Source organism: Rhodoferax ferrireducens (assembly GCF_049302455.1).
Lineage (GTDB): Bacteria > Pseudomonadota > Gammaproteobacteria > Burkholderiales > Burkholderiaceae_C > Rhodoferax > Rhodoferax ferrireducens_B.
Genome location: NZ_JBAQMD010000001.1, coordinates 1 through 23,259, shown reverse-complemented (window position 1 = coordinate 23,259; position 23,259 = coordinate 1). Strand labels below are relative to the sequence as shown.

General features: G+C 60.2%; 26 protein-coding genes and 2 pseudogenes. 5 read left to right on the top strand and 23 right to left on the bottom strand.

What is annotated here, in order from left to right; translation table 11 throughout:
• The 8 genes and pseudogenes from WA157_RS00140 to WA157_RS00105 form a co-directional block, all read right to left on the bottom strand.
• Window positions 1-278: pseudogene (locus WA157_RS00140) on the bottom strand (efflux transporter periplasmic adaptor subunit); the annotation flags it as partial.
• Between the two features lie 4 nt (window positions 279-282).
• Entirely contained in the window at window positions 283-2,646 is a 2,364-nt protein-coding gene (locus tag WA157_RS00135) for an ABC transporter permease (RefSeq protein ID WP_422619003.1), read from the bottom strand.
• A gap of 197 nt (window positions 2,647-2,843) precedes the next feature.
• Window positions 2,844-3,326 carry a periplasmic heavy metal sensor gene (locus WA157_RS00130; RefSeq protein WP_422619002.1) on the bottom strand — a complete coding sequence of 161 codons (483 nt, stop codon included), beginning with the start codon at window positions 3,324-3,326 and terminating at the stop codon, window positions 2,844-2,846.
• A 1-nt stretch (window position 3,327) separates the two neighbouring features.
• The gene (locus WA157_RS00125; RefSeq protein WP_422619001.1) at window positions 3,328-3,786 is read right to left on the bottom strand and encodes an anti-sigma factor family protein; all 459 of its coding nucleotides are present in this window, start codon (window positions 3,784-3,786) and stop codon (window positions 3,328-3,330) included.
• Window positions 3,783-4,337: an RNA polymerase sigma factor gene (locus WA157_RS00120; RefSeq protein ID WP_422619000.1), complete on the bottom strand. Its 555-nt coding sequence runs from the start codon at window positions 4,335-4,337 to the stop codon at window positions 3,783-3,785. The genes WA157_RS00125 and WA157_RS00120 overlap by 4 nt, the downstream gene beginning before the upstream one ends.
• A 171-nt stretch (window positions 4,338-4,508) precedes the next feature.
• Window positions 4,509-5,135, bottom strand: a complete 627-nt coding sequence (locus WA157_RS00115; RefSeq protein WP_422618999.1) for a DUF6448 family protein — start codon at window positions 5,133-5,135, stop codon at window positions 4,509-4,511.
• Between the two features lie 317 nt (window positions 5,136-5,452).
• On the bottom strand, window positions 5,453-5,791 hold the full coding sequence (locus WA157_RS00110; protein ID WP_422618998.1) for a P-II family nitrogen regulator: 339 nt from the start codon (window positions 5,789-5,791) through the stop codon (window positions 5,453-5,455).
• A gap of 25 nt (window positions 5,792-5,816) precedes the next feature.
• The gene (locus WA157_RS00105; protein WP_422618997.1) at window positions 5,817-7,502 is read right to left on the bottom strand and encodes an NAD+ synthase; all 1,686 of its coding nucleotides are present in this window, start codon (window positions 7,500-7,502) and stop codon (window positions 5,817-5,819) included.
• A 214-nt stretch (window positions 7,503-7,716) separates the two neighbouring features.
• Here WA157_RS00105 and rpoH point away from each other — a divergent pair, with 214 nt between their 5' ends.
• On the top strand, window positions 7,717-8,658 hold the full coding sequence (gene rpoH / locus WA157_RS00100; RefSeq protein WP_422618996.1) for an RNA polymerase sigma factor RpoH: 942 nt from the start codon (window positions 7,717-7,719) through the stop codon (window positions 8,656-8,658).
• A gap of 72 nt (window positions 8,659-8,730) precedes the next feature.
• On the top strand, window positions 8,731-9,723 hold the full coding sequence (locus tag WA157_RS00095; RefSeq protein WP_422618995.1) for a Bug family tripartite tricarboxylate transporter substrate binding protein: 993 nt from the start codon (window positions 8,731-8,733) through the stop codon (window positions 9,721-9,723).
• A gap of 43 nt (window positions 9,724-9,766) precedes the next feature.
• On the opposite strand, the gene WA157_RS00090 is transcribed toward WA157_RS00095, so the two are convergent.
• Genes WA157_RS00090 through WA157_RS00065 form a run of 6 tightly spaced genes read right to left on the bottom strand, consistent with a single transcriptional unit; the run spans window position 9,767 to window position 14,686 of the window.
• A complete protein-coding gene (locus WA157_RS00090) occupies window positions 9,767-10,585 on the bottom strand; it encodes a DNA alkylation repair protein (RefSeq protein ID WP_422618994.1) in 819 nt (272 codons plus the stop codon).
• Between the two features lie 5 nt (window positions 10,586-10,590).
• A complete protein-coding gene (locus WA157_RS00085; RefSeq protein WP_422618993.1) occupies window positions 10,591-11,196 on the bottom strand; it encodes an SCO family protein in 606 nt (201 codons plus the stop codon).
• A 6-nt stretch (window positions 11,197-11,202) separates the two neighbouring features.
• The gene (gene cyoE / locus WA157_RS00080; protein WP_422618992.1) at window positions 11,203-12,099 is read right to left on the bottom strand and encodes a heme o synthase; all 897 of its coding nucleotides are present in this window, start codon (window positions 12,097-12,099) and stop codon (window positions 11,203-11,205) included.
• A complete protein-coding gene (locus WA157_RS00075) occupies window positions 12,096-13,274 on the bottom strand; it encodes a COX15/CtaA family protein (RefSeq protein ID WP_422619006.1) in 1,179 nt (392 codons plus the stop codon). The genes cyoE and WA157_RS00075 overlap by 4 nt, the downstream gene beginning before the upstream one ends.
• Before the next feature lie 7 nt (window positions 13,275-13,281).
• Window positions 13,282-14,064, bottom strand: a complete 783-nt coding sequence (locus WA157_RS00070) for an SCO family protein (RefSeq protein WP_422618991.1) — start codon at window positions 14,062-14,064, stop codon at window positions 13,282-13,284.
• Window positions 14,015-14,686: an SURF1 family protein gene (locus tag WA157_RS00065; protein ID WP_422619005.1), complete on the bottom strand. Its 672-nt coding sequence runs from the start codon at window positions 14,684-14,686 to the stop codon at window positions 14,015-14,017. The genes WA157_RS00070 and WA157_RS00065 overlap by 50 nt, the downstream gene beginning before the upstream one ends.
• A 66-nt stretch (window positions 14,687-14,752) precedes the next feature.
• Between WA157_RS00065 and WA157_RS00060 the strand changes: the two genes are divergently transcribed.
• On the top strand, window positions 14,753-14,974 hold the full coding sequence (locus WA157_RS00060; RefSeq protein WP_422618990.1) for a twin transmembrane helix small protein: 222 nt from the start codon (window positions 14,753-14,755) through the stop codon (window positions 14,972-14,974).
• 68 nt (window positions 14,975-15,042) lie between these two features.
• On the opposite strand, the gene WA157_RS00055 is transcribed toward WA157_RS00060, so the two are convergent.
• The 7 genes from WA157_RS00055 to WA157_RS00025 form a co-directional block, all read right to left on the bottom strand.
• Window positions 15,043-15,924, bottom strand: coding sequence for a cytochrome c oxidase subunit 3 (locus WA157_RS00055; protein WP_422618989.1), 882 nt, complete (start codon window positions 15,922-15,924; stop codon window positions 15,043-15,045).
• A gap of 55 nt (window positions 15,925-15,979) precedes the next feature.
• Complete coding sequence (locus tag WA157_RS00050; protein WP_422618988.1) at window positions 15,980-16,201, bottom strand: DUF2970 domain-containing protein; 222 nt, start codon at window positions 16,199-16,201, stop codon at window positions 15,980-15,982.
• Window positions 16,198-16,797, bottom strand: coding sequence for a cytochrome c oxidase assembly protein (locus WA157_RS00045; RefSeq protein ID WP_422618987.1), 600 nt, complete (start codon window positions 16,795-16,797; stop codon window positions 16,198-16,200). Before WA157_RS00045 ends, WA157_RS00050 begins: the two co-directional genes overlap by 4 nt.
• 3 nt (window positions 16,798-16,800) lie before the next feature.
• On the bottom strand, window positions 16,801-16,911 hold the full coding sequence (locus WA157_RS00040) for a cytochrome oxidase small assembly protein (protein WP_422618986.1): 111 nt from the start codon (window positions 16,909-16,911) through the stop codon (window positions 16,801-16,803).
• A gap of 21 nt (window positions 16,912-16,932) precedes the next feature.
• Window positions 16,933-18,552: a cytochrome c oxidase subunit I gene (gene ctaD, locus WA157_RS00035; RefSeq protein ID WP_422618985.1), complete on the bottom strand. Its 1,620-nt coding sequence runs from the start codon at window positions 18,550-18,552 to the stop codon at window positions 16,933-16,935.
• 41 nt (window positions 18,553-18,593) lie between these two features.
• On the bottom strand, window positions 18,594-19,799 hold the full coding sequence (gene coxB, locus WA157_RS00030; protein ID WP_422619004.1) for a cytochrome c oxidase subunit II: 1,206 nt from the start codon (window positions 19,797-19,799) through the stop codon (window positions 18,594-18,596).
• Between the two features lie 158 nt (window positions 19,800-19,957).
• Window positions 19,958-20,833 carry a class I SAM-dependent methyltransferase gene (locus WA157_RS00025; protein ID WP_422618984.1) on the bottom strand — a complete coding sequence of 292 codons (876 nt, stop codon included), beginning with the start codon at window positions 20,831-20,833 and terminating at the stop codon, window positions 19,958-19,960.
• A 40-nt stretch (window positions 20,834-20,873) separates the two neighbouring features.
• On the opposite strand from WA157_RS00025, the gene WA157_RS00020 reads away from it, so the two are divergent.
• Together WA157_RS00020 and WA157_RS00015 are read left to right on the top strand one after the other, a co-directional pair.
• Window positions 20,874-21,578, top strand: coding sequence for a ComF family protein (locus WA157_RS00020; protein WP_422618983.1), 705 nt, complete (start codon window positions 20,874-20,876; stop codon window positions 21,576-21,578).
• A gap of 9 nt (window positions 21,579-21,587) precedes the next feature.
• On the top strand, window positions 21,588-22,073 hold the full coding sequence (locus tag WA157_RS00015) for a tRNA (cytidine(34)-2'-O)-methyltransferase (protein WP_422618982.1): 486 nt from the start codon (window positions 21,588-21,590) through the stop codon (window positions 22,071-22,073).
• Here WA157_RS00015 and WA157_RS00010 read toward each other — a convergent pair.
• Window positions 22,050-22,505, bottom strand: a complete 456-nt coding sequence (locus tag WA157_RS00010; protein WP_422618981.1) for a MaoC family dehydratase — start codon at window positions 22,503-22,505, stop codon at window positions 22,050-22,052. The genes WA157_RS00015 and WA157_RS00010 overlap by 24 nt on opposite strands.
• A 76-nt stretch (window positions 22,506-22,581) precedes the next feature.
• Window positions 22,582-23,133 (bottom strand): annotated as a pseudogene (locus WA157_RS00005) (ParA family protein); the annotation flags it as partial.
• Window positions 23,134-23,259 lie beyond the last annotated feature (126 nt).

Below are 23,259 nucleotides of genomic sequence, written 5' to 3'. Positions count from 1 at the left end.
GGCTCCAGCTCGACCAGAATGGCGCCGCGCTCGACCGCGTTGCCCACTTCGAACCGGAACCGGCGTGCGTGGCCTGTCACGGGCGCGGTGACCACGTAGCGGTCAAGCACCCGCGTGCGCCCCTCCTGCTCCAGCGTCACCCGCAGCGCAGCACGGCTGGCGGTACCCATGTCCACTTCGACCGCCTGGGGGCGAAATCCCTGGAACAAACCCCAGGCGACGAGAACGGCGAGCAGGCCAAGCACAAGTCGACGACGCCACTGCACATTGTTTTTCATAGAGTCACTCCGCCGACTTCAGGACGGCAATCAGGTCAAGTTGATCCAGGCGGCGGCGCACCGCCAAGCCAGACAGCAGCGCAGAGACCAGTACCACCGCGCAGGCAAAGGCATAGGTTTGGGGCACCAGGACCACCGGCACGCGAAACAAGTCGTTTTGCATCGTATGGGCGATGTAGTAACACATCCCGACACCCAGCCACAGGCCGAGCGGGATGGCGACGAGGGTGAGCAGACCGAGTTCGCCGAGCAGGATGTAGGCCACCTCGGCGCGGGTAAAACCCAGCACCCGCAAGCTGCCGAGTTCACGACCACGCTCCGTCAGCCCGATGCGGGCGCTGTTGTAGATCACACCAAAGGCGATGATGACGGCAAACACGGTGGCAACGTAGGTGAAGAACAGCATGGTCTCGTCCATCACCCGGTTGAAATTGCGGATCTCCTGCACCCGCTCGGCCAGCCCGGCGATGCGCGGCATGCCCTTCAATCGCTTGTACAGCGCGGCCAGCTGCGCGCTGTCGACGCCGAGGTAGGCGCCCGAGATCGTCGGGCCTTCCTGCATGAACTGGTTCAGTGCCGCAAGGTGCATATAGCCCGACACCCCCAGATACTCCCGCACCAGACCGGCCACGGTGGCCTCGCGCACCGGCCGGTTGCCTTCCAGCACTTCCACCGTCAGGCGGTCGCCAACCCGCACATCAAGCAGTTTGGCGAGATAGTCGGTGAGCAGGATGCCCTCGGACGGCAAAGCGACGGGCCGCAGGTCGGCGTCGAGCAGACGCGCAATATCGCCGCCCGGCTCCACGCCGCGAATGCCGGTGCGATAAGTGCGATGACCATGGCGCAGCCGCACCGGCACGGCGCGGAACACTTCCACCTGCTGCACCCCCGGCAGACCGAGCAGGTCGAAACGGGCGCCGTAGGTGGTGGGGTCTGTGAAGGTCACCGACAGATCCTCGCGCTGGGCCATGCTGAACTGGATATTGACCATGTAGCTGACGGTGTCGCGCTGGAACAGGCCGGTCAGGATGATGCCGCACGCCATGGCAATGCCCAGCACGGTGAGCATGGACTTCAAGGCCCGGCGCTGGATATGGCGGATGATCATGCGCATCGGCGGCGACAGCCAGCGCTTGAGGCCCAACTGCTCGATCCAAGTCTCGCGATAGATCGCGGGCGGCTCGGGACGCATCCCCTGCGCAGGGCGCAAGGTGGCGGCCCGCCATACGGCAAATACCGTCCCCGTCCCGGCCGCGAGGAAGCTGGCGGCGCTGGCCTCCAGCAATGTGCCGGGCTGCAGGCGGAACATCAAATAGGGGAAGTGATAGAACGCCGTGTAGATGTCAGACAGCACCTTGCCCAACCACAGTCCGAGCGCGGTGCCGGTCACGACGCCCAGCACCACGATGACCGAGACCATTCGCAGGTAATGCCACAACACGGCAAGATTGCTGTAGCCAAAGGCCTTGAGTACGGCAATTTGCTCACGCTGCATCGCCACCATTCGCCCAATCACCACGTTGAGCAGGAATGCGGCGATGCCCATGAACATGACAGGAAAAAGACTCGCCAGGGTGCCGAGCTGCTCCAGTTCCTGGCTGAGAAAGCGGTGCGAGAGCTGGTCCTTGCGTCCATAGGCGCCCAGCCCCCCATAAGGCTTGAGCAATTCGTCGACGCGGTCGATGACGGCTTGACTGTCCGCGCCCGGGCGTAGGCTCAGTGCCAGATCGTTGAACGCCCCCTCCATGTCGTAGGCCTGACCCAGGGCGCGACGCCCCATCCACATCACGCCAAAACGCTTGTAGTCGGGAAACACCGAGCCGGGACGCATCTGCTGAATGAATTCCGGCGACAGCGCCGTGCCCACCAGGGTCAAGGCCTGGCGCCGCCCATTGAGGATGGCGCCAAAGCGGTCCCCCAGTTGCAGGCCATGCGCCTGCGCAAACGATGCGCTTGCCACCACCTCGTCGAACTGCCCCGGCGCAGGCAGGCGCCCCTGGCGCAGATGCAGCGCATTGAGTCCATCACGGCCAGCGTCGGACACCGACACCATCAAGGCGGTCACCGGCTCGGCGAACGCCGGCATGTCCAGGCGCACCTGCGCCACCACCCGCGTCTCCACCTGGGCCACGTCCGCGATGGCCTGCACGCGCTGGAGCAGCGCCTGCGGCGCCCGCTTCAAGGTGACGAACACCTCGGCAAAACGATAATCCCGGTAGTAGCTGTCCTGGGTCGCGCGCAAGGCCCCCAGCGTGGTGAGAAACATGATGTAGGTGCCGACACCGCACATCACCACCAGGGCGATGGCCAATGCCTGGCTTTTCATCTGCCACAGGTCGCGCAGCAGCTTGCGGTCGAGTGCTTTCACCAGATCCGCCCCGCGCACGGTGCAGCAACTTGTTCAATGTTTGCCATGGGGACCGGCCGTTGTGTGGCCATGAAGGTCAGACTAAATGCGCAGTCTAGGCAACTCCCTGCATCAAGGATTGATCTTTCTCAACGGCACAGCAAGGTGCGATGGCTACAAAAAGAAGAGCTAAATCGGCTTGTCGCTTCTGGTGCGTCTTAGCGTGCCAGTGCTGGCTGCGCCTCCTTGCCGTTGCCGCTGTGTGAATACTGTTTGAGCAACAGGTCAGCCAGGGCGTTCCGCTGTTGCGGGTTCAACATCTCGCGCTCTTTGAGCAGCTGCTCAATAACGCTGCGCTGCTGCGCCTCCTGCAGCGTGAAGATCGCAGCGCGCTCGCGCTCAATGACTGACGTGTCGGGCTGAGCGGAGAAAATCTCGCGCACCAGACGCTCGCGGTGAATCTGGATTTCGCCGCCGACATCATTAAGGACCTTCACGAAGTCTTGCTCCATCGCATGCCAGCGCTCTATTTGCGTGCCATCGAGCTTCAAATAGTCCGGAACGCGTTCGTGACCCATCCCGAAGAAGGCCAGTTCGCTCGCGCCTTGCGCGCGCCAGACCTGAAACCACGCGCCGGCAAGTACGCCCACGTTGACCAGCAGCGAGATCGCGAGTAGCAGATAAACCCAGTAACGTTTCATGTCAGCGACCCATTGAATTGCAGGCTTGCAGGGCCGGGCACAAAGCGCCCGGAGGAATTGCGGTAAAGGCGGCCATCTGCAGCGCCGCAGGTTGCGCCGTGATCTGCGACCCCAGCATCAGTGTGCCGCCCAGATAGACGCCGAGCGAAAGCGAGAGTGCGCCGCCGAGCGTCGCCGGTGCGAGCTGCCACCAACGCCAGCGCTGCGGCTTTGGTTTGGGCGTTGGAACGCCTGCGGCGGCGATGCGGCGATCCACCAGAAAGGCGAAATCGACGTTGGGCGTCACGTCGGGCAATGCGGCAAAGGTAGTGTGCAACTGCCTGAACTCGGCCAGCACCGGCGCACAGATCGCGCAGCCCTGGACATGCGCATCGAGCGCAGCGCGAGCGGGATCGGCCAGCTCATCGTCGACCAGGGCCGATATCGCCTCGGTTCGTGGGCACTTCTCGGCAGAGCTCATGACCGACTCCTTGCACGAATCTCCATCAGGGCGGCTCGTGCGCGCGCCAGCCGCGACTTCACCGTCCCCTCGTTCAGCGACAGCACACTTCCAATCTCTTCGTAAGACATTTCTTCCACCTCGCGCAATAAAAGTATTTGCCGATGTTCCGGTGCCAGCTTCTTCAGGCTCACGTCCAGTTGCCTCACCTCCTGCGTGACCTGCGCCTGATGCGCTGGATCGGGCTCGGAACCGGGCGCATCAAATGAGTCCTCCAGCGGCACGAATTCGATCAGCTTGCGGTGCCGCAGGGCATCGAACGCCGCGTTGTTCGCGATCCGGAACAGCCAGGTGCGGAATTGAGCCTCTGGCCGCCACTGCGGCAGCGCCTGCCAAGCCTTGATAAACGCTTCCTGCGTCAGCTCCATCGCATCGTCGTGTGAACTGAGCATGCGCAACAGATAGCGGTAGACCGACTTCTGATGACGGCGCACCAGTTCGGAAAATGCTTTCCGATCACCTGTCTGCGCGCGCCGTACCCAGTCTTCGTCGGGGCCATCACGGGCCAGCATATCGATCATTCCAAAGGATTAACGAACGGCGACAAAATAAGTTCCTCTCGCATCATAGTCATGACTCAGCCCGGGCGGATTGCCACCCTGACACGCACTGACCAAGTTCCCCGCTCTGACGATGAGCGAAGGAACATGAGCAGATGTGTCCCCTCATGTTGCGCCAGATCCTCAGTGCTGATGGGCGGCTGCGGCGGTTTCCGGCGCATTGCCGTGCGCGGAAGCGACGGTGGCGTCGTAAATCCGTTCAACTGAATGGATATAACCGACATAGGCCTTCACGTACTCCTGTCCGGCCGCCACGTCATCAACCTTGAAATTCTTCTTGGCGACGACGTCCTTGAATTGCCCGCCGACGCTTTTGTGTACAGCTTGTGTGAGCATTTCCGCCACGGGCTTGACGGCGCCCGTGTCCAGCGCCTTGTCGCCGGCCACCACGGCCGGGCCAAGGTCACGGCCCGCAGGCTTGATCCCCGTGTAAGGCGCCCCTTCTCCGGCGCGGTGCACGCGTACCAGAGTCTCGAAGAACGCGTAGTCAGCCAGTTTCTTGGCACTAGGGTTCAACTGCCTGACGTCGAGCGTCTTGCGGAACGCGTCCTTGATCTGCGCCTGGTCAGAAGCTTGCACCCAGATCAACACGCGATTCACGTTCCCGGTATCGAGCGCTTGTTGCGCTGCTTTAATTACCGGGCCGTCTTCGCCATCGCAATGCGCGAAGGCAGGTGCCGCCGAGAGCAGCAATGCCGCCGAGAGGGTCGCCAGGACAGAGGCTTTGACTGTGATTTGATTGAATTTCATGGTTGGTAATTCTCCAGTGTGGGTTACGGACTTCGTTTTCATCTGGGCCCGGTCTCTATTTGTCCGGGCTTGTTGATATAAACGAAGCACTTGAGAATTTGTTCCAGGAATATTTCCCGAACCGCAACGCGATTGCCAGAACCGACTGCGGTGGACGGCCGCCGCCCAGAAGCGTCAGCACCCTGGCATGTGCCGCGCTTGAGCTTCATTCAAGCGGCGTTACACGTTGGAATTGCCCACGGTTTTCAAGAACGCCTTGAAACAAGCGCTGCGCAATGCGGTGACGGCGCCGCGTCTTGAACGCCGCTACTGCGTTATCAGATGGCGGACTCGTCCAGCTCACCGGTGCGAATGCGCACGACACGCTCCACGGCGGTGATGAATATCTTGCCGTCGCCAATCTTGCCGGTGTGAGCGGCCTTGACAATGGCATCCACACAACGCTCCACATCAAGCGTCTTGACCACCACTTCCACCTTGACCTTGGGCAGGAAGTCCACGACGTACTCGGCGCCCCGATAGAGCTCGGTGTGGCCCTTTTGACGGCCAAAACCCTTGACCTCGGTGACCGTGAGGCCGGTGACACCACATTCGGCCAGTGCTTCACGCACTTCTTCGAGTTTGAACGGTTTGACGATGGCGGTAATCTGTTTCATGGTGTTCCTTAAGTGAGGTGAGTGGTCAAGCGCGAAACTTGTTGCTAATAGGATAACGCCAATCCTTGCCAAAGCTGCGGTGCGTGACACGAATCCCCACCGGGGCCTGGCGCCGCTTGTATTCGTTGATCTTGATCAGGCGCGTGACCTTTTCGACATCAGGCCGGGCAAAGCCCGCCGCAATGATGTCTTCGATGCTCTGGTCGTTCTCCATGTAGCGCTCCAGAATCGCGTCCAGCACCTCGTAGGCCGGCAGGCTGTCCTGGTCTACCTGGTTCGGGCGCAACTCGGCACTGGGCGGGCGGATGATGATGCGCTCCGGAATCGGCGCCTGGCCAGTGCCATAGGGATCGTGCTCGTTACGCCAGCGCGCTAATCTAAACACCGTGGTTTTGGCCAGGTCCTTGATCACAGCGAAGCCACCAGCCATGTCGCCGTAGAGCGTGCAGTAGCCGGTGGCCATCTCGGACTTGTTGCCGGTGGTCAGCACGATGCTGCCAAACTTGTTGCTCAAGGCCATCAGCAGCGTGCCGCGAATGCGGGCCTGAATGTTTTCCTCGGTGGTGTCCTCGGCCAGGCCCTGGAACTCACCGGCCAGAGATTTCTTGAAAGCCTCAAACTCCGGCACGATGGAGATTTCGTCATAACGCACGTCCAGGCGCGCCGCCATGTCGCGCGCATCGATCCAGCTGATGTCCGCCGTGTAGGGCGATGGCATCATGATCGTGCGCACCCGGTCTTTGCCCAAAGCGTCCACGGCCACTGCCAGCACCAGTGCCGAATCAATACCGCCGGAGAGACCCAGAAGCACGCCGGGAAAGCCGTTCTTGCCGATGTAATCGCGTACCCCCAGCACCAGCGCGTCCCACAGGTCGGCGTCCAAGCTGCGCTCCGGTGCTATATCTGCTGCCAAATAAATAGCTTCATACGCCCGGCTGACTTGGATGACAAGCTCATTCTGTATAAAACTGGGCGCACGAGCGGCGACCTCGCCATTGGCATTGAGGGCAAATGAGCGGCCTTCAAACACCACCTCATCCTGCCCCCCGACCAGGTGCGCGTAGACCAGCGGCAAACCGCAGGCCCGCACCCGTTCACGCATCATCTGCTCACGCTCGTCGCCCTTGCCGACGTGAAAGGGAGAGGCGTTGATCACGACCAACAGCTCGGCACCGGCGGCTTGGGTCTGCCGTGCGGGCGCCTCAAACCAGGCATCCTCACAGATCAGCAGGCCGACCTTGATCTTTTGGCCCATCTTGTCGGCTTCACCCGCTTCAAACACGCAGACGTCGTGCCCCGGTGTGAAATAACGGCGTTCGTCGAAGACCTGGTAGTTGGGCAATTCGCGCTTGGCGTAGGTGGCGATCACCGCGCCTTCGCGCAAGACACTGGCGGCATTGTGCCGCCTGGATACGGCCACCGAGCGGGTTCGGCTGTCACCCCCGGTTGGATGCCCGACCACCACGATCATGTCCTTTAAACCGGCCAGCTCACGAACCACTGTTTTCACCGCGTCGTCACAAGCGGCAATGAAGGCGGCCCGCAGAAACAGGTCTTCGGCGGCATAACCGCAAATAGAGAGTTCGGGGGTCAACAACAGGCGCACCCCATCGGCATAGGCCGAACGCGCCGACTCAATGATTTTTTTTGCATTGCCCGCCATGTCACCGACCACAAAATCGAGTTGGGCAACGCAGAGTTTGAGTGTCATAGGGCGATCAATAGAAGTTAAGAGCGGTCAGTCACGAATCGGGTAATTATCCTAAATATCCGGATGGACAAGGCAAAAAGCCCAACACCGGGCCACGGCCCGCTATTTACTTGTGAACGGTGACGCTGAATCTATCAAGCGCATTGAACTTCTCGATTAGCACTCTCTCACATAGAGTGCTAATATATTAAATATGAGAAAAAGGAGTTCTGGCATGTCTTATCAATCTGGTGTTTCCGGTGCTGCCGTGGCTGTGGTCAACCCATGGTCCATGGTGCCCGCGCTGGGTAATCTTGACGCTTATATTTCTGCGGCCAATCGCCTGCCCATGCTCACCCTGGAGGAAGAGCAGGAGTTTTCGCGCAAGTTCAGACAAGACAACGATCTGGCGGCTGCCGGCAAGCTGGTGCTGTCGCACTTGCGGCTGGTGGTATCGGTCTCGCGCCAGTACCTGGGCTACGGCCTGCCGCACGGCGACCTGATCCAGGAAGGCAATGTGGGACTGATGAAGGCCGTCAAACGTTTTGACCCCGATCACGGTGTGCGTCTGGTGAGCTATGCGCTGCACTGGATCAAGGCCGAGATCCACGAGTACATCCTGAAAAACTGGCGCATGGTCAAGGTAGCGACCACCAAGGCGCAGCGCAAGCTCTTTTTCAACCTGCGCTCCATGAAGCAGCGCTACAAGTCAGACGACGCTGCCGCCGACCTTGGCACCCACCGCGACACGCTGAACGAAGACCAGATCGACGCGATGGCCCTTGAGCTCCGGGTCAAGCGCGAAGAGGTCATGGAGATGGAAACCCGGCTCTCGGGGGGTGACGTGCTGCTCGACCCCAGTCCCTCGGACGACGGTGACGACGCTTTTGGCCCGATTGCCTACCTGACCGATACCCGGCACGAACCCACTGAAATGATCGAGGCGCACCAGCGTGACCTGCTGGCCAGCGACGGCATTGCAACGGCGCTGGAGGCGCTCGACGAGCGCAGCCGGCGCATCGTGGAGGAGCGCTGGCTCAAGGTCAACGATGACAACTCGGGCGGCATGACGCTGCACGAACTGGCAGCGGTGTATGGCGTGAGCGCCGAACGTATCCGCCAGATCGAGGTGGCGGCGATGAAGAAGATGAAAAAGACGCTGGCCGAGTACGCTTGACATCCTGCGCCTGCGACACAATGCCCCTGACGGCCACGGCCCGCAGGGGCATTTTTCATTCAAGGGATAGTCATGCACCGCAAACTGCTTCAACTTACTACTATTTTTATAGCTGCTTGCGCAGTAGCTACGGGGGCTATAGGCCAAAAAGACGCTAAGCCTGTGCAGGCCTGGCCGACCAGGACGGTGCGCATCATCGTCGGCTTTCCAGCCGGCTCGTCGCCTGACCTGACCGCGCGCACCCTCGCCGAACCGCTGGCGAAGGCGCTGGGCCAGCCCGTGATCGTGGAAAACAAGGTCGGCGCCGGCGGCAATATCGCTGCCGACTACGTCGCCCGCGCCACCGATGACCACACCCTGGGTCTCATGATCAATGGCAATCTGACGATCGCCAAGCTGCTCAACCCGAAGCTCCCGTACGATCCGCTGAAAGACCTCACGCCCATCAGCCTGATCGGCGTCTCGCCCCTGGTGTTGACGGCGCCGGTTGGCTCGCCCGGCGCGAGCGCCAAGGACTTTTTGGCGGCGGCGCGCCAAGCGGGGGACAGCTGGAGCTATGGCTCGCCGGGCGTGGGCACCGTGGGCCACATCGGCATGGAGCTGCTCAAGAGCAAGACCCAGATCAAGCCGGTGCATGTGCCCTACCCCGGCTATCCGCAGGTTGCCAACGCCATGCTCGGCGGCCAGTTACAGCTGTCCATGTTGCCGCCGGCGCTGGCCATGGCGCACATCAAAGCGGGCAAGCTGCGCGCCATCGGCGTCACGTCCAGCGGACGCAGCACGCTGGTGCCGGAACTGCCCAGCCTGGCGGAGGCCGGTGTGCAGGGTTTCAATCTGGAAATCTGGAACGCCATCGCCGCGCCGAACTCGCTGCCCCAGCCGGTGGTCGCCAGACTGTCCGCCCTGTTCAGCGCCATCGCCCGCTCACCCGACATGCGCCAGAAACTGTTCCAGCAAGGCTGGCAGGTGGTGGGCAGTTCGGCCGAGGGCCTGGCCAAGCGCATCCAGCTCGATACCGCCTTGCTGGGCGGCGTGATTGCCCTGCGGGGCATCCAACCTGATTAATTGCAAAATTCGGCACCAGCCCCCGTCCATTGGACGCAATAAGCTATTGTTTTAATAGCGTTCGCAGGGCACGGCGCACAATGTAGCGGGTCTGGGGCGCGTCGGACTCGACCAGCCAGCGCTCGCCCAGTTGACTGACCCATTGCGGCTGCGACTTGCTGGCGTCGTTGAGCCAGTTGGCCACCGAGTTCTGCACATAGCGGCTGGGGTCGGCGCGTAACGGCTCCAACAGGTTCAGGGCTCGCCACGGCTCGGCTTTGAGGGCCTCAATCTGCGCGCACCAGACGCCGCGCGGGCGGGTCAACTCGCTGGCGAAGCGGCGGATGTTTTCATCCGGGTCTCGCACCCATGGCTGCAACAGCAGCAGGCCTTTATCCAGCGCCCCGGCCAGCGGGTCGCGCAGTGCCATCCAGGCGACTTCACGCACGCCGAAATGGCGGTCCGCCGCAAAACACCGCACCGCCTGCAGTTTGTCGGGCAACGACTGCTCCGCAAACATGAGCCACTGGGCTGCCCAGCAGCGGGCCACATCGCTGGCATGGGTGGCCAGGCGATGGGCGATCGCATCCCGCTCCGGATGGGCGGCGGTGAGGTCATACAGGGCGCGCGCCACATGCAGGTGGCGCTTGATGGGTTTGAAAGCGTCCAGCATGGCCAGCGTGTCATGCAGGCGCTCATGGTCGGGATCGAGCCCGACCTGATCTGCCACGCGGGTTGTGAGCCGTGCCAGGTCAATGGCCAGGAATTCGTTGAGGTTGACGGTCTCGATCAAGCCCTCATTGAGCGCGTCCAGCACCGGCGGCGCAATCAGCGCGATACGGGTCGCGCCTTTTCGCCCCAGCAGCGGCTGGACGTCGATCACGCGGCCTACTGCTGCAGCAAGAGCTTGATGTCGGCCGCAAGCAGCGCGGCGCCGCTGCCATAGCGGTTATACAGACGCAACTTGCCCTGCGGGTCGTACACGAAGCTGCCCGCCGAATGATCCATGGAGTAGCTGGTGGGCGTGGGGCCATCCACTTTTTTGTAATAGACCTTGTAGTCTTTGGCCAGCACAGCCAGTTTTTCCGGCGTGGTGTAGAGCGCCAGAAAGGTCGGATCAAAGGCTGCCATATAGCCTTTGAGCACTTCGGGGGTGTCGCGCGCTGGATCGACCGTGACGAACAAACCCTGCACGCGTTCGCCATCCTTGCCCAACAAGCGCTTCACCTCGGCCAGTTCAGCCATCGAGGTGGGGCAGACATCCGGGCACTGCACATAACCGAAGAACATCACCACCACCTTGCCGGCAAAGTCCTTGAGGGTCCTGGGCTGGCCATTGTGGTCGGTCAGGGCAAAATCTTTGGCGTAATCGGCGCCGGTGAGGTCAATCCCGGCAAAACTCGGCCCCTGTTTGGAACAGGCAGAAATAAGGCCGACAGCCCCCGTCAACAGGGCGTAAGTAGCTATTAATTTAAGAGTAGTTCGTTTGTTCATGGGGTGTCAAAGCAGATAGTGGTCCAGCAGCAAAGCGGCAAACAGCAGGCTCAGGTGGATCAGTGAGAAGCGAAAGGTTTTGCGGGCCAGCAAGTCCGAGTAATCACGCCAGAGATAGAAGGCATACAGACAAAAGCCAAGATTCAAAACCACGGCGGCAATCAGGTAAAGCCAGGAACTCATGCCGTAGACATACGGCATCAAACAAGCGGCAAACAAAATAAAGGTATAGAGCAGCACCATCAAGCGGGTGAACTCGTTGCCGTGCGTCACCGGCAGCATCGGCAGGCCCGACTTGCGGTAGTCCTCCACGCGGTACAAGGCCAGTGCCCAGAAGTGCGGTGGCGTCCACAAAAAAATAATCAGAAACAAAATCAGCGCTTCCGGCCCGACGTCGCCCGCCATGGCGGCCCAGCCCAGCACCGGCGGCATGGCGCCGGAGGCGCCGCCAATCACGATGTTTTGCGGCGTCAGCGGCTTCAGAATCACGGTGTACACCACCGCATAACCAATAAATGTGGCAAAAGTCAGCCACATGGTCAGCGGGTTGACCCAAAAATACAGCAGTAGGGAGCCCGCCGCGCACAACACGGCCGAAAACAGCAGCGTCTGCCAATCGGCCAGTTCGCCCCGGGCGGTCGGCCGCCAGGCCGTGCGCTTCATCTTGGCGTCGATGCTTTTTTCGACAATGCAATTGAAGGCCGCCGCTGCGCCCGCCACCAGCCAGATGCCCAGGCAAGCCAGCAAGGCCAGTTGGAGTTCAGCCCAGGTCGGCAGGCCCGGCACGGCCAGCACCATGCCGATCAGGGCACAAAACACGATCAACTGGATCACGCGCGGTTTGGTCAGAGCATAAAACTGCTTGATAACCGAGACCTCAACACTCAGAACATTGACGCTCATGCGGTCTGTCTCAATGCCGTGAAATCGGGCACGACCGGCGCCCTGGCGCTGCTGCCCGTGCGACTCGCGGCCACGGTCCACGTCAGGACAAGCACCAGTGCGCCCGCGCCGCCGGTGTGCAAAACGGCAGCCAGCAAAGGCCAGTCCAGCACCACATTGCTCAGGCCCGTCGCCAGTTGCAGTCCAACCAGTGCAGCGATCCAGCGCGACGGGTTGCGCAGTGCCGCCACGCGGTTCAGCCGCCAGGCCAAGGCACCGAGCAACGCCAATACCAGGAACGCCATCAAGCGGTGAACATAGTGAATGGCCGTCAGTGCCGCAAAGCCGATGTACTCGCCAGCCGCGGTGAAACCGAGTGGGCGCCAGAGCTCAAAGCCTGCCGAGAAGTCCATCAGCGGCCACCAACTGCTCTGGCACTTGGGGAAATCGGTACAGGCCAGCACGGCGTAATTGGTGCTGACCCATGCACCCAGAGCGGCTTGCAGCACCAGCAATACAAAAGACAGCCCCAGCAACCAGCGCAAGCCAGGGGAGAGGGTAATCGGTGCGACCTTGCCTTCGAGCTGCGCAAACTGCACAACCTGCACGCACAGCAGGGCCAACAGAACCAGGCCGCCGAGCAAGTGCAAGGTCACGATGGCGGGAAAAAGCTTCATCGTGACAGTCAGCGCGCCAAAAGCACCCTGAATGCAAACCCAGAGCAAAGTCAGGGTGGGCCACCACGGGCTGATAGGCCGCACCTGCATGTTTCGCCCGCCAGCGCTGCGGCCCAGCCAGGCCACGACCGTCAGCACCAGAATCAACACGCCGACGCTGGTGGCCAGATAGCGGTGAATCATTTCTACCCAGGCTTTCCCGGACGTCACCGGGCCAGTGGGCATGGCGCTTTGGGCGGCCGCGATCGCAGCATGCGCCCCAATCGGGCTGGCGTTGCCATAGCAACCGGGCCAGTCCGGGCAGCCCAGCCCGGAGTCGGTCAAGCGGGTAAAGGCCCCAAACATGACCAGATCAAAGGTGAGAAACAGGGTCAATAGCGTCAACGCCTGAACCCGACCCAAGGGAGAAGCGCGCCGATGCCGAAACCACACCCACGCCATGGGCGCCAGGGCCAGCACGGCACCGCCAAACATCATCCGCACCAGCGGTGACAGATCGTAAAGGGCTTGCACCGTCATGGCGTTGCTACTTGGCACTTTCACCCCTCCTCTCAGTCAAAGGCGCGCGCCCCGCCTGATCCCACGAGTTGGAGGCGCGCAACAGCCGCTCCAGGTCCCGCTTGACCTTGGCCGCGCTGGCCAGGTCCAGATTGGCCGGAAACCGCATCATCCAGTTGCCCAACGGGTCTACCAAATACAGATGCTCCGCCAGCTGATGGCCGCGGGCCGGTTCCAGCCAGTTCGAGAGTGCTTGCCTATCGGCGCGCAGTACCAAAGCGTCCTTCACGGCAGGCAGCAAGCGCTCGGGCACGGGGGTAGCGTCGGAGATCAACCAGACCCAGTCCACCCGCTCTTTGTCTTTGCCCAAGCCCTCGCGTAACTGGCGTTGCAGGTACAAATGGCGGCTACAGACTTCATCGCAGGCACCGTCGGCCACACTCAACAAGAGCCATTGCCCTTTCAGCGCCTTCAGGCTGCTGGTCTGCCCGCTCAGGCTGACCACGGTCTGCTCCGGCAAGGGGCGCTGCGGGTCAATCAACTCACCGAAATTACGCCGCCCTTCCGGCCTGAGAACGTAGAAGGTCAAATAGGAGGCCAGCACCGGTGCTGCACAAACCAGCAACACGGCAAGCATCTTCCAGCGTCCAGTGGTGGTGCGCCGGGCCTGCGCGTCCATCACACGCGCCGGTGAAGGCAGGGAGTGAACCGTCAAGCCCAGCGGTTGGTCGTCGTGACCGTTGGCCCGATGCTGGGATGCTTCAGGCGCGGCGCGGGTAAATGAATCGTCTAACAATTTGGAACCAGACATAAAGAATCGCAATCAGGCTGCTCAAGGCAAACCATTGGAAAGCATAACCGTAATGCTTTTCCACGCCGACTGCAGGCAGTGGCCAGTCGCGCAACATTGCGTCGCTGGCTGCGCCCGTTTGCTGAACCGACACCGGCAAGAGCGCCAGACCCGTCTCGACGGCAAAGCCAGCCAAGTCGATATTTTGCCGGATGAGGCCGGTGTCCGAGCCGCTCAACTCGTATAACTTGGCCGGCGGCGGGGCAATACGGCCCGCAATCTCCTGCACACCGGCCGGTGTTTCAATCGTGGGCAAACGGCTGCGATCGATAAAGTCGCGCGCCACCCAACCGCGCTGAACCAGCACCACAGCTGCACTGCCCTGCAGCCGCATCGGCGTCACCACATACAGGCCGGTGCGGCCATTCATCGGGCGGTTGTCCAGAAACACCGTACGTTCGGGAATCCATTGGCCTCGCAGCGCGACACGTCGGTGCAGTTCGAGGGCAGGATCAGCGCGCGTCGCCAGGACTCGACCGTCCAGGATTGACATCGTCGACTTGGCCTCCATGCTGGCCTGCATAGCGACTTTCTGCGCGGCCCGCGACAATTGCCACCGCCCGAGCGCCAGCGTGCCGGCCATTGACAGCAGGGCAAGCGCAGTGATCAGCCAGAACCGCCAGCCCGCGTTCACGAGATAATCCAGTCGATGAAATACTTTGTGATTCTTGCATTTGTGGCCATCGTCATCAGCCTGGGAACGGCCCTATTTTTCATGATGAAAAGCGATTCAAAAGGAAAATCCAGAAGCCAAAAAATGGCACTGGCGCTGGCCTTGCGAGTGGGGCTTTCGATTGCGCTGTTTATCGCCATCCTGCTGGCCTGGAAACTGGGGCTGATCCAGCCGAGCGGTATTTCTGCAGGGCGGTAAACGGGTCAGCGCTACGGCAATCAAAAAGGCACCCTGCGGTGCCTCCTTTTTCACAGCCGCACGGTAGCTTACAGCCAATAGACCAGCGTGTAGAGGCCAAGCCACACCACGTCGACAAAGTGCCAGTACCAGGCGGCCCCTTCAAATCCGAAATGCCGTTCCGCCGTGAAATGACCTCGTTGCAGTCGCACAGTAATGAACAGCAGCATCAACATGCCCACAAACACGTGGAAGCCGTGAAAACCGGTCAGCATGAAAAAAGTGGAACCATACACGCCTGATGTCAGCTTCAGGTTCATCTCGTGGTACGCGTGGTAGTACTCATAGCCCTGCACCACCAGGAACACAATACCCAGCAAAACCGTGAGCCACATGAAGGCCACCGCCTTGCTGCGATGGGCGCCGATCAAGGCATGGTGGGCAATGGTCAGCGTCACGCCGGAGCTCAGCAGGATCGCGGTATTGATGGTGGGCAACCAAAAGGGCGTCATGGTCTGGAACGGCTCCACGATGTCCGCCGGTGAGCCGGTCACGCCGGCGGCCAGACTCGGCCACACGGCCTTGAAATCGGGCCAAAGCAAGCCGTTCTCGATACCGCCCAAGGCGGGGATTGAATGGGCGCGAGTCCACCACAAGGCGGTGAAAAACGCCCCGAAGAACATCACTTCGGAGAAGATGAACCAGCTCATGGCCCAGCGGTAAGACGAGTCAACCTTGTGCCCATACTGGCCACCTTCACTCTCACGCACCGACTCACTGAACCACTGGTACAGCACGCCGGCAAACCACAGCAAGCCGAAATAGAACGAGTACTTGCCCCACTCTGCGCCATTGATCCACTGGCTGGCGCCCAGCAAAACAAAAAACAGGCCAACAGCCGCAAAAAAGGGATGCCGCGAAGGGCCGGGCACAAAATAGTGCGGGGTTGCAGCCCCGATTGTTGAACTCATATCAGCTCCATTCTTTCCAGTTCTGTTTAATCTTCATGAGGCGCCAGGACCGACCCTATTTGGCAACCACCACGTTCACCAGCACGATCAGGCCAACGACCAAAATGATGATCGTCACAACACCCACCACGATGATGTGAATCGGACTGACTTGCGCCGCATCTTTCTCCAACTCGCTATTTTTTCTGATGCCCAGCAGCGACCAGGCCACCATTTTGATGGTGCGAAAAAACGACCCGGACGCCACCGGTTTTGTCCTGTGCTCCGGCTCACTCATGACCCGGCTCCGATGCCGATATGAGCGGTCGCATCAGCCAAAGGAGCCGCCGGTGTTTTGCCCCCTACCTCAAAAAAGGTATAGGACAGCGTGATGGTCTTCACATCTTTGGACAACTTGGGATCAATCACAAACACCACCGGCCAGACTTTCTTTTCGCCCGGCTCCAGGGTGTGCTGCTTGAAGCAAAAACACTCCAACTTGTTGAAATGGGTGCTCGCCTGCACCGGGGCATAGCTTGGAATGGCTTGCGCTGACATCCGCCTGTTCTGCACATTTTGAAACTCGTACATCACCGTGGCCATTTCACCGGGATGCACCTGCAGCGATCGCTGAGCCGGTTTGAACTCCCAAGGGCCGCGCGCGTTGGCGTCGAACTCGACCGTGATGGTTCGACTGGTGTCGACCTGGGTATTGACAGGCAATGTCGCCTTGGCACCGGGTAGGTTGCGCTCACCCAGCGCGAGAATATTGACACCCGTGGCCTCGCACACAGCCTTGTAAATGGGAACCAGCGCGTAACCGAATGCGAACATGCCAACTGCTACGACAAACAGTTTGCCGACCATTCTGATATTTTCACGCCGTAGAGTCATGCCCTACTTGCCCAAAAGAATCATCTTGACCATGAAACCAACAAAGACCGCGACCGCCACCGATGCCAGGATCAGTCCGGTCTTCAGGTTGGCTTTTTTTTGCTCGGGAGTCATCATGTTTCCAATCGTCATGCGCTAAGCAACAATCTTGGTTGCCGTGGCATCCAGCTTGGGCGGCGTCTCGAAGGTGTGGAACGGTGCCGGCGAAGGCACTTCCCACTCCAGACCTTCCGCGCCTTCCCAAGGCCTTTGCGGCGCTTTTTGGCCTTTGCCCATCATGGTAGGAATCACGATGAAGAGCAGGAAAAAGACTTGTGCAAAGCCAAAGAAAAAAGCGCCTACCGATGCCACCGCATTGAAATCGGCAAATTGCATCGGGTAATCGGCGTAGCGGCGCGGCATGCCCGCCAGACCCAGAAAATGCATCGGGAAGAAAGTGATGTTGAATGCAATCAGCGACCACCAGAAGTGGATCTTGCCGCGTGTTTCGTTGTACATGACACCAGTCCACTTGGGTGACCAGTAGTAGTAGCCGGCAAACATGGCAAACAAGGAACCCGCGACCAGCACGTAGTGAAAGTGGGCCACCACGTAATAAGTGTCCTGCACCTGGATGTCAATCGGTGCCATGGCCAGAATCAGGCCGGTAAAGCCACCCATGGTGAAGACGAAGATGAAGCCCACCGCAAACAGCATCGGGGTCTCAAAGGTCATGGAACCCCGCCACATCGTGGCCACCCAGTTGAAAATCTTCACGGCCGTCGGCACTGCCACCAGCATGGTGGCATACATGAAGAACAACTGACCGGTCACCGGCATGCCGGTGGAGAACATGTGATGTCCCCACACAATGAAGGACAGGATCGCAATGCTTGAGGTAGCATAAACCATGGACGCGTAGCCAAACAGCTTTTTGCGCGCAAACGCCGGCACGATCTGGCTGATGATGCCAAATGCCGGCAAGATCATGATGTAGACCTCTGGGTGACCGAAGAACCAGAAAATGTGCTGGTACATCACCGGGTCGCCACCACCGGCCGGGTTGAAGAAGCTGGTACCGAAATGGCGGTCGGTCAAGGTCATGGTGATGGCGCCGGCCAGCACCGGCATCACGGCGATCAGCAAATACGCCGTAATCAACCAGGTCCAGGAAAACATCGGCATTTTCATCAAGGTCATGCCCGGTGCGCGCATGTTGAGCACGGTCACGATGATGTTGATGGAACCCATGATGGAGCTCGCACCCAATAAATGCATGGCAAAAATGCCGGCGTCCATGCTCGGACCCATTTGCAAGGTCAGCGGCGCATACAGCGTCCAGCCTGCTGCTGGCGCGCCGCCCGGCATGAAGAATGAACTCACCAGCATCACAGCGGCAGGAATCATCAGCCAGAAGCTGAAGTTGTTCATGCGGGCAAACGCCATGTCCGAGGCGCCAATCTGCAGCGGAATCATCCAGTTGGCGAACCCGACAAAGCCCGGCATGATGGCGCCAAACACCATGATGATGCCGTGCATGGTGGTGAGCTGATTGAAAAGCTCAGGATTCACCAGTTGCAGGCCGGGTTGAAACAGCTCAATTCGAATCAGCAAGGCCAGCACGCCGCCAATCATCAGCATGGTCAAGCTGAACAACATGTACAGAGTACCGATGTCTTTGTGGTTGGTCGCATACACCCAGCGGCGCCAGCCGGTGGGTGTATGGCTGTGGTGGTCATGCTCGACGTGGTCGTGGCTGTCTAAAACGGCACTCATGCTGATTTCCTTCTCAATACTCGTATTTAGGGTGGCGCCGTTTACTTGCGTGCCGCCGTCACATCAGACGGCTGGACCAGTTGGCCGGTCTTGTTGGACCAGTTATTTTTGGTGTATGTCATGACAGCAGCGATTTCGGTGTCGCTCAGTTGCTTCCAGGCCGGCATCACATTGGGTTTGCCATCGGGCAACACCACCGTGCGGCCATTGAGCAGCACGGTAAGTTGCTGACCTTTGTCTGCATCAAGCACCACGGCAGAACCATCGAGCGGTTTGATTGTGCCCAGGCCTTTGCCGTTGGGCTGATGGCAGGCAGCGCAATTGGCAGCGTAAACTTTTTCACCGCGGGCAAACAATTCTTCTGCCGTCCAGACTTTGGTGGGATCGTCGGCCAGCGCGGCCAGCTTTTTCATTTCTTCATTGACCCACAGGGTGTAATCCTCGCTTGACACCACCTTCACATGGATCGGCATGTAGGCGTGCTCCTTGCCACACAACTCAACACACTGGCCGTGGTAGTCGCCGATTTTTTCAGCTCGAAACCAGGTGTCGCGCACAAAGCCGGGAATAGCATCCTGCTTGATGCCAAACGAAGGAATCATGAAGGAGTGGATCACGTCGTTGGCAGTGGTGATGAGTCGGACCTTTTTGTTGACGGGAACCACCATCGGGTGATCGACTTTCAACAGGTAATCTTCCACCTGCTCGCCCGCTTTGGGACCGCCATTATTTGACAGTTCGCGTTGTGTGCGGTCCAGCGCTGAGAGAAATCCGATGCCTTCGCCCTCGCCTTTGAGGTAATCGTAGCCCCACTTCCATTGCATGCCGGTGACCTTGATGGTGAGGTCGGCATTGGTGGTGTCTTTCATGGCCACCACCACTTTGGTGGCCGGTAGCGCCATCAAGATCACAATGACGAAAGGCACGATTGTCCAGACAATCTCGACGGTCACCGATTCATGGAAATTGGCTGACTTGTGTCCTACCGACTTGCGGTGTTTCCAGATGGAATAAAACATCACCGCGAACACGGCAACAAAAATCGCCGTGCAAAGAATCAACATGAACCAATGCAGCCAAGCCTGTTCTTCGGCAATTTTGGTGACGGGCGGGTGCAAATTGAGTTGCCGCACCGCCGGGCCACCCGGCAAATCGCTGACGGCCTGCGCCGCCGTGAAGGCAACCGTACCTGCCCAGGCACTTGCGACCAACAATGTGGCCGCCAATTTACTGAAAATGCGCTTCATCATGTCCACTTTTATATTGCCTCAAATTAGCCGGGTCTGAACCAACATCGCCGACAGCGACCGGTGACCCGGTTGGTGCCACCCAACTCCGGACGGGATTGTAGTTCACACTTTTTTACGCGGCGCGGCCTTGTCAAGCCCTTTTCTCAAGAATTTCTTTAAAAACTTTTGCGTTGGCTCAAGGTTTCACGCATTTGCGCCAGCGAAAGTACGGTTTCAGCACGCATCGTCAAGCGCGGAGCGGGTTTGAAGGCGTGACCGTAAATCACCTCGAAAGTCAGTTGAAGTGGCGCGCGCTCCAGCCCCTGGTGCAATTGCTCGCGCCACTGCCGGCCCCGCAGACCGGGGAAACGCTGCGGCTGCAAATTGCGCCCCAGGCCACGCAGTTCCTGCAACAAGCGCTGAGGCGTCTCGAAGGTCAGCGTAATACGCTCCATGTCCATCACCGGCTCGGCAAAACCGGCGGCGCCCAGCATGTCGCCCCAATCATGCATATCAGTGAACTCGTGCGAGGGCGCGGGCCAGCCCAGCGACTGGTAAAGGCCGCGCAATTCCTGCAAGGTATCGGGACCCAGACAGGAAAACATCAAAAACCCATCCACGGCCAGCGCCCGGTGCCACTGCGCCATCACGTCTTGCGGATCGGCCGCCATGTGCAGCGTCATATTGGCCCACAGCATTTGCACCGCGCCATCGCCCGGCATCTCAAAGTGCGTTGCCCCGGCACTCCAGCGTGTCGGCCGCCACCACGGCTTTGCTATTTGTTTTGCAGCGTACTGCGCTTTGTCCTTGCGGGCTTCGGCCACAAAACACCCGGCATGGGGATAGCGCTGCGCCAGAAGCGCATGCGCCTGCAGGCCCCCACGCACCGGCTCCCAATGGGCCCAGCTGTCGGGCTGGCACTTGATCCAGGCAAGTCGCTCTTCCATGCGCCGCGCCACCTCCTCATGCAGCCACGGTGACGGAGCAGGCGCCATGCGCTGCCAGCGCTGGGCCGCTTGAGGATCGATGCTGGGGGGGCGTTGAGTGGACATAAGACAGGGCGTGATGGAGTCGGCAGAGTATATTGACTCCATGTTTTCCAGCTTGCTTAAAGGGACGTCCAGGGTTTTAAACTCGCTGCCCAGCCAGTGCCGGGTCTGCCATGCCTGGCCCGCGCAACCCATCTGCGAGACCTGCGTGAGCCGCTTCGCCCAGCCGCAGCCACGCTGCGAAACCTGTGCGCTGCCGGTGCCACCGCACATCCGACGCTGCGGTGCCTGCGTCAAAACCCCAGCGCCACTGGACGCCTGTCTGGCTGCGGTGGCTTACGTTTTCCCCTGGTCAGACTTGATCGTTGACTACAAGTTTCACAACAACCCCGGCCTGGCCAATGCCTTCGCTCTGTTGCTGCGCAGCACGCCGTGGGTGGAACCCGCGCTGGACGCGGCCGACCTCGTGCTGACCATGCCGCTCTCCAGACAACGCCTGCAAACGCGCGGCTTCAACCAGGCCCTGTTGCTGGCGCACCGTCTCGCACCTGACAAAACCGACACTCGGCTGCTGCTGCGCATCAAGGACACGCCGGCGCAGAGCTCGCTCAAACGTGCCGAGCGGCTCGACAGCCTGAAAGACGCGTTTGCCGTTGATCCTTTACTCATGACGCAACTCAAAGGCGCGCGCGTCGTGCTGGTAGACGATGTCATGACCAGCGGCGCCTCACTCTTTTGCGCGGCGCGGACACTGCGGGCAGCGGGCGCGGCCCACATCACGGGCCTGGTGATTGCGCGCACCGAATAACATCAGCCCATGTTTCATATCGTCCTGGTCGAACCCGAGATCCCGCCCAACACGGGCAATGTCATCCGCCTGTCGGCCAACACTGGCTGCGCCCTGCACCTGATTGAGCCGCTGGGGTTCTCCATGGACGACAAGCACATGCGCCGGGCCGGGCTGGACTACCACGAGTACGCCACCGTCAAACGCCATGCCAGCTGGCAGGCCTTTCTGGCTGGCGAACAGCCAGCCCCCGAGCGCATGTTTGCCCTGACCACCCGCGCCGGTCGCCCTGTTTATGAGGCGCAATTTGCGCCGGGGGACTGGCTGGTGTTTGGATCTGAAACCAAGGGCCTGAGCGACGCCGTGCGGCAATCATTTACCCTCGCTCAATGCCTGAAGCTGCCCATGATCGAAGGCCAGCGCAGCCTTAATTTGTCAAACGCCGTGGCGGTCACTGTGTTTGAAGCCTGGCGCCAAAACGCGTTCGGCGCATCACGGGTAGTGCCGCGCCACTGACTCGGCCACGCACACCGGCTTGGGCGCGCCCTCACGCTCAATCGCCACCTGCCAGGTCATTTGAACGCCCCCCTGGTCGATGGGTTCGCTGTTCAGCAATTTCATGCGGGCGCGCAGGCGACTACCCACCGGCACCGGGGCCGTAAAACGCACCTTGTTCAGCCCATAATTCACGCTCAGGCGGGTTTGCACAATGGTCAGAGAGGACTCAAAAAAGCGGGGAATCAGCGCCAGCGTCAAAAAACCGTGCGCGATGGTGCCGCCAAATGGCCCCGCCTTGGCTTTGTCAACGTCCACATGAATCCACTGATGGTCGCCAGTGGCTTGCGCAAACTGGTTCACCTGTTCTTGTGTGATGGTGATCCAGTCGCTCACGGCAACTTCCTGGCCGATCAAGTTTGAGAGTTCAGAGAGAGTTTGAAAAGTTTTCATGTAGCCACTGTAGCGGCGCGCGCGCAGCTCACTTGTCAGATGAGCGACAAAGCGACCCGCTCACCTCCTCAAGTAATTAAGTTTCCAGCCACTCGCCTATCGCCTGCCACTGCGCCAGGTCTTTTTCTACCCGGCCGGGCGCCACGTCAAACAGGGTCAGGCCACGGGCTGCCAAATGAATATAGTTTTGCGTGTCACGCAGGTAGCCCAACACCGGCAGGCCCAGGGAGTCCACAAATTCATGCAGTTTGTCAGCGGCGATGGTGCGCGCGTCCACCCGCATGCCCACCAGGCCAATCTGCAATTTGTCATGGTGCTTGTTCTGTCGCAGTTGATCCAGAAACGCCCGCGTGGCAAAAATATCAAAAACACTGGGCTGCAAGGGCACGATCACCTTGTCCGCCAGCTTCATCACGTCATTAAAACGCCTGCCATGCAGGCCCGCGGGCGTGTCGAGCACCACATGGGTCGTGCCTTTGGGCGGTTTGGCGATCAGGTCGGCGCTCACGCTCCAGGTGGCGATGGGACGTGCGACCGCCGGGCGCAAGCCCAGCCACAAGCGTGAGGACTGCTGGATATCCGCATCGCCCAACATCACGGTGTGCCCGCGGGACGCGAAATAACCTGCGTTGGACTAACCCGCTGACGCGCGAACTGGTTCGCCAGTCCAGCAGGCTACCTCGGACTTTTCAGCAATCTCCTTTTGCAGGACGATGGACTCGCTGCTCGCAGCACTTCATCCCTTCAATCCGTA